General features: G+C 63.2%; 6 protein-coding genes. 4 read left to right on the top strand and 2 right to left on the bottom strand.

All coding sequences use genetic code 11. The annotated features are described in order from the left end of the window. Window positions 1-123: 123 nt before the first annotated feature. Window positions 124-564, bottom strand: coding sequence for an azurin (azu, locus tag PG892_RS20950; protein WP_043155526.1), 441 nt, complete (start codon window positions 562-564; stop codon window positions 124-126). Between the two features lie 299 nt (window positions 565-863). On the opposite strand from azu, the gene PG892_RS20955 reads away from it, so the two are divergent. Further along, window positions 864-1907 (top strand): FAD:protein FMN transferase, encoded by a 1044-nt coding sequence (locus PG892_RS20955; protein ID WP_052816446.1) that lies wholly within the window; start codon window positions 864-866, stop codon window positions 1905-1907. Between the two features lie 41 nt (window positions 1908-1948). On the opposite strand, the gene PG892_RS20960 is transcribed toward PG892_RS20955, so the two are convergent. Next, on the bottom strand, window positions 1949-2374 hold the full coding sequence (locus PG892_RS20960; protein WP_039039212.1) for an Hsp20/alpha crystallin family protein: 426 nt from the start codon (window positions 2372-2374) through the stop codon (window positions 1949-1951). Between the two features lie 270 nt (window positions 2375-2644). On the opposite strand from PG892_RS20960, the gene PG892_RS20965 reads away from it, so the two are divergent. From PG892_RS20965 to xthA, 3 genes are all read left to right on the top strand, one after another. Then, window positions 2645-4291, top strand: coding sequence for a response regulator (locus PG892_RS20965; protein WP_010673669.1), 1647 nt, complete (start codon window positions 2645-2647; stop codon window positions 4289-4291). A 60-nt stretch (window positions 4292-4351) separates the two neighbouring features. Next, the gene (locus tag PG892_RS20970; RefSeq protein ID WP_052816447.1) at window positions 4352-5314 is read left to right on the top strand and encodes an ion channel; all 963 of its coding nucleotides are present in this window, start codon (window positions 4352-4354) and stop codon (window positions 5312-5314) included. 252 nt (window positions 5315-5566) lie between these two features. Then, on the top strand, window positions 5567-6373 hold the full coding sequence (gene xthA / locus PG892_RS20975) for an exodeoxyribonuclease III (protein ID WP_010673667.1): 807 nt from the start codon (window positions 5567-5569) through the stop codon (window positions 6371-6373). The last annotated feature ends 128 nt before the right edge of the window (window positions 6374-6501 follow it).

The raw sequence follows: 6501 nt of genomic DNA on the forward strand, positions 1-6501 counted from the left end.
AGCCAAACCACAGAAGTATGCGACGAGAAAACCTAGTAAAAACAATGCCAGTCAGGCTTAACTGACTGGCATTAGGGACCTTCCCGGCTTTTGCTTGTACTGGCGGCGACACGGTCCTTGGCACTACCCCACCTTGAAGCTGCCCTTCATCAGGGCGAAGTGGCCCGGGAAGGAGCAGAAGAAGGTGAGATCCTTGCCCGCCAGGCCGTCGGTCTTGAAGGTAACGCTGGTGCTCTCGCCGCCCCCCACCAGCTTGGTGTGGGCCAGGATCCTGGGGTCATCCTTGGGCAGGTAGTCGTGATCGACCCCGGCGCTCATGCCGGCGGTGGCGATGGCCTGATAGTCGGCGGTGTTGGCCAGCACCCAGTTGTGGCCCATGTTGGCCACCGGCAGTTTGCCCGTGTGATTGAGGGTCACCGTCACCTCCTTGCAGGTGGCCGGCACGCTCATCGCCGTCTGGTTGAACTGCATGGCGTCATTGCCTTCGATCACCAGTGCGCACTCGTCGGCCAGGACCGGGGTGGCGAGGGAGCCAAGAAGCAGCAGGGTTAACACCTTTTTCATCACGTTCTCCTTTGATTGACGAAGGATGACAGCACAGGCATCTCGCCCCCGTGGGCGCGACCCGCAAAGATGCTGTCAGGATCGATCTTCATTATATTCAAATGTCACCGAAGGACGACCGCTTTTGGGCCAGCCTGAGGGCCCGGTCACTTCTTTTCTCCCGACCCCGGGCCCAAAGCGGGTTGCTCACATCCCCGTCCCGCTTAATTATTTGCGGCCTTCCCGCCCACGGCCACTCGCCAACACCGCAGCCGTTGGCTAAGCTGCTCCCCCGTCGATGACTCCCGCGAGAATGAGAGATGAAGTTCCCCTTTGCGCCTGCGCTGGCGCGCACCCTGCTGCTCTCCCTGATCCTGCTGCTTGGCGCCTGCCAGCCGGCCCCGACCCAGACCCGCATCCAGGGCAACACCATGGGCACCTATTATGCGGTGACCCTGAGCGACCCCTTCCCCGGCGGACAGGGAGCACTGCAACAGGAGGTGGAGGCGCTGCTGGCACGCCTGAACAAGGAGATCTCCACCTATGATCCGGGCTCCCTCATCTCCCGCTTCAATCAGGGAACGGGGCTGCCCCCCCAGGTCATCCCGGCCACCATGGCGAAGATTGTGCAACAGGGCATTGACGCCGGGCACCTCACCCGGGGGGTTCTCGATGTCACCGTGGGCCCCCTGGTCAATCTGTGGGGATTCGGGCCGGACAAGCGCCCGGTCAGGCGGCCCGGCGCAGAGCAGATCGCCAAGGCGCGGGAGCGGGTCGGCATCGACAAGCTCACCCTGACCCCCGAGGGGGATCACTTCCTGCTCGGCAAGGCCATCCCAGATCTCTATCTGGATCTCTCCACCCTGGGCGAGGGTGCGGCCTCCGACGAGATAGCCGGGCTGCTGGAGCAAAAAGGGGTCCACAACTACCTCATCGAGGTGGCGGGGGCGGTGCGCAGCAAGGGGCACAACGACAAGGGCAATCCCTGGCGGGTGGCCATCGTCGAGCCCTCGGACAGACCGGGCGCCATCGAGGATGTGGTGACCCCGAACGGCATGGCGGTGAGCACCGCTGGCAGCTATCGCAACTATTACGAGCTCGACGGCAAGCGCTACTCCCACATCATCGATCCCACCACCGGCGAGCCCGTGACCCACAAGCTGGTCTCCGCCACCGTCATCACCCCCACGGCCCTGGAGGCCGATGCCCTCGACACCGCCCTCATGGTGATGGGCCCCGAGCGGGCGATGGCCTTTGCCAGGGAGCACAAGCTGGCGGTCTATCTCATCGAGAAGACCGCCACGGGCTTTGCCGCCAGCCACACCCCCGAGTTTGCCCCCTATCTGGTGCGCAAGCAGCCCTGAATGACGAGGCCCCGCAGTGCGGGGCCTCGTTCACTGACCGCCTATTCGATGGGGATGCGGTGGGGCGCGGGGCTGGCCGCCTGCTTGGGCAGGCGCAGGGTGAGGATGCCGTTGTCAAAGCGGGCGCTCACCTGCTCTGGCGACACCTCCACCGGCAGCTCGACGCTGCGCGACACGCTGCCATAATAGCGCTCGCTGCGCAGGGCCCGTTCATCCTTGTTCTGGCTGTCAAACTGGCGGATCTCCGCCTTCAGGGTCACCAGCTTGCCGTGCACGTCCACGTGGATGTCCTCCTTCGCCACCCCGGGCAATTCCGCCTGCAGCAGGTAGTCATCCCCGCTCTCCCGCAGATCCAGCTTGATCTGGCTGGGCAACGGGTCCCCGTGCAGGGGGCGGATGTAGAAGCCGGAGGCCATGTCGTGGAACAGGTCATCAAACAGGCTGGTGCGACTCGGTAGCAAACTCATCTGATCCCTCCTTGTGAGCGGGCAAGGGAGCAGACGGGCACCCTGCCCTCTGTTGCCTCCCGCATGCTGACGCTCTTCAAGTCTAAAAACCGGGACAGCGCCTGCCAGTGCCAACTCGCCTTCCCTTGACCGGGATCAAAGGCAAGACACCCTTTTTTTCACCCAAGGTCTGCGGGAAAAACCGGGGGGCCTCCCCATGTGCAATTGCCTGCCTGCGGACTTTGGTGGCACACTTCTCCCACCAGCCCGTAGCGCCTTGATGCCAGACAGATGCAGACACCGGACTCCGTACCCGAGAAGAAACCCCAGCCCAAGCCCAAGCGCATCCTGCTGGTCAACGAACAGCGTTCCTTCCAGATGATGATGAAGGCGATGCTGATCAACATCGGCATCAACCGCATCACCTACACCAACTCCGCCGACGAGGCGCGCCGCCGCTGCCAGAAAGAGAGCTTCGACATCTATCTGCTCGACTATGAGCTGGGGGCGGGCGAGAACGGCCGCCAGTTGCTGGAAAGCCTGCGGGATCAGCAACTCATTCCGCCCCAGAGCGTGGTGATCATGGTCAGCAGCGACGGCTCCCGCGCCATGGTGCTGAGCGCGCTGGAAGCCGAGCCCGACGAATACCTGATGAAGCCCTTCTCCCAGGAGCAGTTCTCGTTTCGTCTCAAACGCGCCCTCGCCCGGCGCCAGGCGCTGGAGAGCGTCTTCAGCGCCCTCACCCGGGACGATCTGCCCGCCCTGGTGGAGGCCTGTGCCAAACAGGCGGACGCAGTGCCCCGCTTTGCCAACTTCTGCCGCTGCCTGCAGGCCGACACCCAGCTCAAGCTGGGCCAGGCCAAGGAGGCCCGCAGCCTGATGCGCCAGCTGCTGGCGGGGCAGGAGAACAGCTGGGCTCGCCTCACCCTGGGCAAGGCGTGCCATACCCTGGGTCTGCACGAGGAGGCGGTGAGCCACCTGCAAGCCACCCTGAAACACACCCCCCTGATGGTGGAGGCCTACCTCTGGCTCGCGGAGTCCCTGCTGGCGCTGGGCAATGACGAGCAAGCCCAGCAGGAGCTGCGCCGGGCGGTGGACATCTCTCCCCAGTCGGTGCAGCTCTCCCGCCGTCTGGCGGAGGTGTGCCTGCAACGGCACGACTACGCCCAGGCCAAGGACGTGCTGCTCGCCCTCATCGACTTGTCGCGCAACTCCATCCACCGCACGCCGCATTATCTCGGGGCCTATATCCAGACCCTTACCCTCTATGCCCTCAACAGCAACGACGGCTACCACATCGCCAACCTGCAAAAGCAGGTGAACTCCGCCCTGTCGCGCATCCGCGACTCCCTGATGATGTCGGAGTTCAACTACCCGGTGTTCGAGCAGATCTGCCAGGCCCGGGTGCGCATCGCCCTGGGGGAGCTGCTCAAGGGCAAGAAGATGCTCTATCGCGCCAACCAGAACTGGCTGGACGAGCCCGCCACCATGCCTCCGGCTCTCCTTGGCGAGACCATACTCGCCCTCTATCAGCTCGGGGAGTTCGAGTACGCCGAGAGCCTGCAACCCCTGCTGGCGGAGGATGAGGATCGGCTGCTCACCACCTGCATCCAGGTAACCCGGGATGACAAGACGGTGCAGGAGCGGCGCCAGCGCTATCAGCAGCTCAACGATCTGGGCATCAAGGCCTATCAGGCCGGAGAGCTGGAGCAGGCCCTCGGCCACTTTCGCGAGGCCCTGCGCCGGGCGCCCGCCAATACCGGCGCCGCCCTCAACAAGATCCAGGTGCTGCTGCAACTCATGCAGAAGAACCGCAAGAGCCCGGAGTTTGGCGCCGAGTGCAAGGAGACCCTGGAGGTGCTGGAGGGCATCCCCCTCAACCCCGCCCAGCAGGAACGTTTTCGCAAGCTGCGCCAGGAATATCATCAGCACAGCTGATATCCCCCCTCCTCCCCTCACCTATGCTGATACTGACTCAGGGAAGGGAGGGGCAACACCATGGCCATGTGCCGATACCTGGTGGCCGATGGCCGCCACTGCACCGAAGAGGCAGGGGATCATGATCTCTGCCGCTGGCACGACCCCGCTGCGGCCCACAACCCCCCTGATACCGCCGAGGCGCTGGAGCGCTATGTGCGCCAAGGAGGCCTGTGTCACGGCCTGCAACTGGCCCGCGCCGAGCTGGCGGATCTCAACCTGGTGAACAGGCAGGGTCCGGAGGGATTCTTGCTGGAGCAGTGCAACCTCTATCGCGCCAACCTGCGAGGTGCCCATCTCTACGGCATTCGCATCAAGGGCGGCAGCCTGATGAAGGCCGATCTGAGCGAAGCGAACCTCCACTGCGCCACCCTCGACGACGTCAACCTGCTCGGCATCCGCTGGAAGAACACCCGCCTCGACAACCTGGAGACGGGCAAGCGGCTGATGCAGGACAGAAAGGGGCGCCGCGAGCGGGACCCGGCGCAGGCACGCGTCTGGTTCAAGGAGGCGGAGGAGACCTACCGGGATCTGCGCAAGGCCTCGGAGGCCCAGGGCATCTTCACCATGTCCGGTCGCTACATCCAGCAGGAGCTCACCATGCGCCGCCTGCAGATGCCGTTCTGGTCCTACCGCCGCTTCGCCTCCTGGATAGTGGATCTCTTCTGCGGTTACGGCGAGGCCCCCATGCGGGTGGTGCTCTTCTCCCTGCTGCTCATCGTCATCTGCAGCATTTTTTACTTCTTCTGCGGCCTCAACTTCGCGGGCACCCACCTCATCTATCGCCCGGACGCTCCTCTGGAGCAGAACGCCATCTTCCTGATGGAGTGCCTCTACTACAGCGTGGTGACCTTCACCACGCTGGGGTATGGGGACTTCACCCCGGTGGGGTTGTCGCGGATCTTCGCCGCCTTCGAAGCCTTTACCGGCAGCTTCACGCTGGCACTGTTCGTGGTGGTGTTTGTCAAGAAGATGACCCGCTAGAAACCTGTCCACGATCTTGCTGGGAAGCCGCTTCCAAGGCTCATGTGCTGCTCGCTTATGTGTCGCCAGGCGCTTCCATGTATACATATGCACTCAGGCTCCTCTGCTGCGCGTCACCTTGCTGACAGACTCTCGCGACAGATCGTGAACAGATTACCGAGCCGCTGCGCCAGTCACAGCCCCCGAACTTGCATCCATCGCGGATTCCTAGTCCAATAAGCGACGAACAAAAACGACATGAGCACCCCGAACATGAAGATCATCTCTTTCAATATCAATGGCCTGCGCGCCCGTCTTCATCAGTTGCAAGCCCTTATCGACAAGCACCAGCCGGACGTGATCGGCCTGCAGGAGATCAAGGTGCACGACGAAGCCTTCCCGGTCGCGGATGTGGAGGCCATGGGCTACCACGTGGTCTTCCACGGCCAGAAGGGGCATTACGGGGTCGCCATCATGAGCAAGCAGGCTCCCATCGAGGTGCAAAAGGGTTTCCCCACCGATCCGGAAGATGCCCAGCGCCGCATGATCATGGCCAGCTTCAAGCGGGAAGACGGCTCCGTCATCAAGGTGATGAACGGCTACTTCCCCCAGGGGGAGAGCCAGGATCACGAGACCAAGTTCCCGGCCAAGCAGAAGTTCTATGAAGACCTGCAGCACTACCTCGAGACCCACCACACCCCGGACGACCAGATAGCGCTGATCGGGGATATGAACATCTCCCCCACGGATCTCGACATCGGCATCGGCGAGGCGAACCGCAAGCGCTGGCTGCGGGATGGCAAGTGCTCCTTCCTGCCCATCGAGCGTGAATGGATGGAGCGCCTGAAAGGCTTCGGGTTGACCGACACCTTCCGCGCCGCCAACCCCACCGAGTGCGAGCGCTTCTCCTGGTTCGACTACCGCTCCAGGGGCTTTGACGAGAACCGGGGCCTGCGCATCGACCTCATCATGGCCTCCGACGCCCTCAAGGACAAAGTGACCGAGACCGGCATCGACTACGAGCTGCGCGGCATCGACAAGCCCTCGGATCACGCCCCCATCTGGACCTGCTTCGCCTGATCCCCACGCTAGGCTAGCCCTCGCCAAAAGACCCTGCCCCCGCCCATGCGGGCAATGCTGTTCACTTAAGCGGAGCCGCATTGCGATTTACCGGAAAACGGGTCTTTGATATCTTCACCGCCCTGGGT

The sequence above is a fragment of the Aeromonas sp. QDB68 genome (genome assembly GCF_027707405.1).
Classification (GTDB): Bacteria; Pseudomonadota; Gammaproteobacteria; order Enterobacterales; family Aeromonadaceae; genus Aeromonas; species Aeromonas caviae.

Bases quoted from the DNA above. Each gene is read 5' to 3' on its own strand.
- azu (WP_043155526.1), bottom strand. From the start codon at position 564: ATGAAAAAGGTGTTAACCCTGCTGCTTCTTGGCTCCCTCGCCACCCCG.
- PG892_RS20955 (WP_052816446.1), top strand. From the start codon at position 864: ATGAAGTTCCCCTTTGCGCCTGCGCTGGCGCGCACCCTGCTGCTCTCC.
- PG892_RS20960 (WP_039039212.1), bottom strand. From the start codon at position 2,374: ATGAGTTTGCTACCGAGTCGCACCAGCCTGTTTGATGACCTGTTCCAC.
- PG892_RS20965 (WP_010673669.1), top strand. From the start codon at position 2,645: ATGCAGACACCGGACTCCGTACCCGAGAAGAAACCCCAGCCCAAGCCC.
- PG892_RS20970 (WP_052816447.1), top strand. From the start codon at position 4,352: ATGGCCATGTGCCGATACCTGGTGGCCGATGGCCGCCACTGCACCGAA.
- xthA (WP_010673667.1), top strand. From the start codon at position 5,567: ATGAAGATCATCTCTTTCAATATCAATGGCCTGCGCGCCCGTCTTCAT.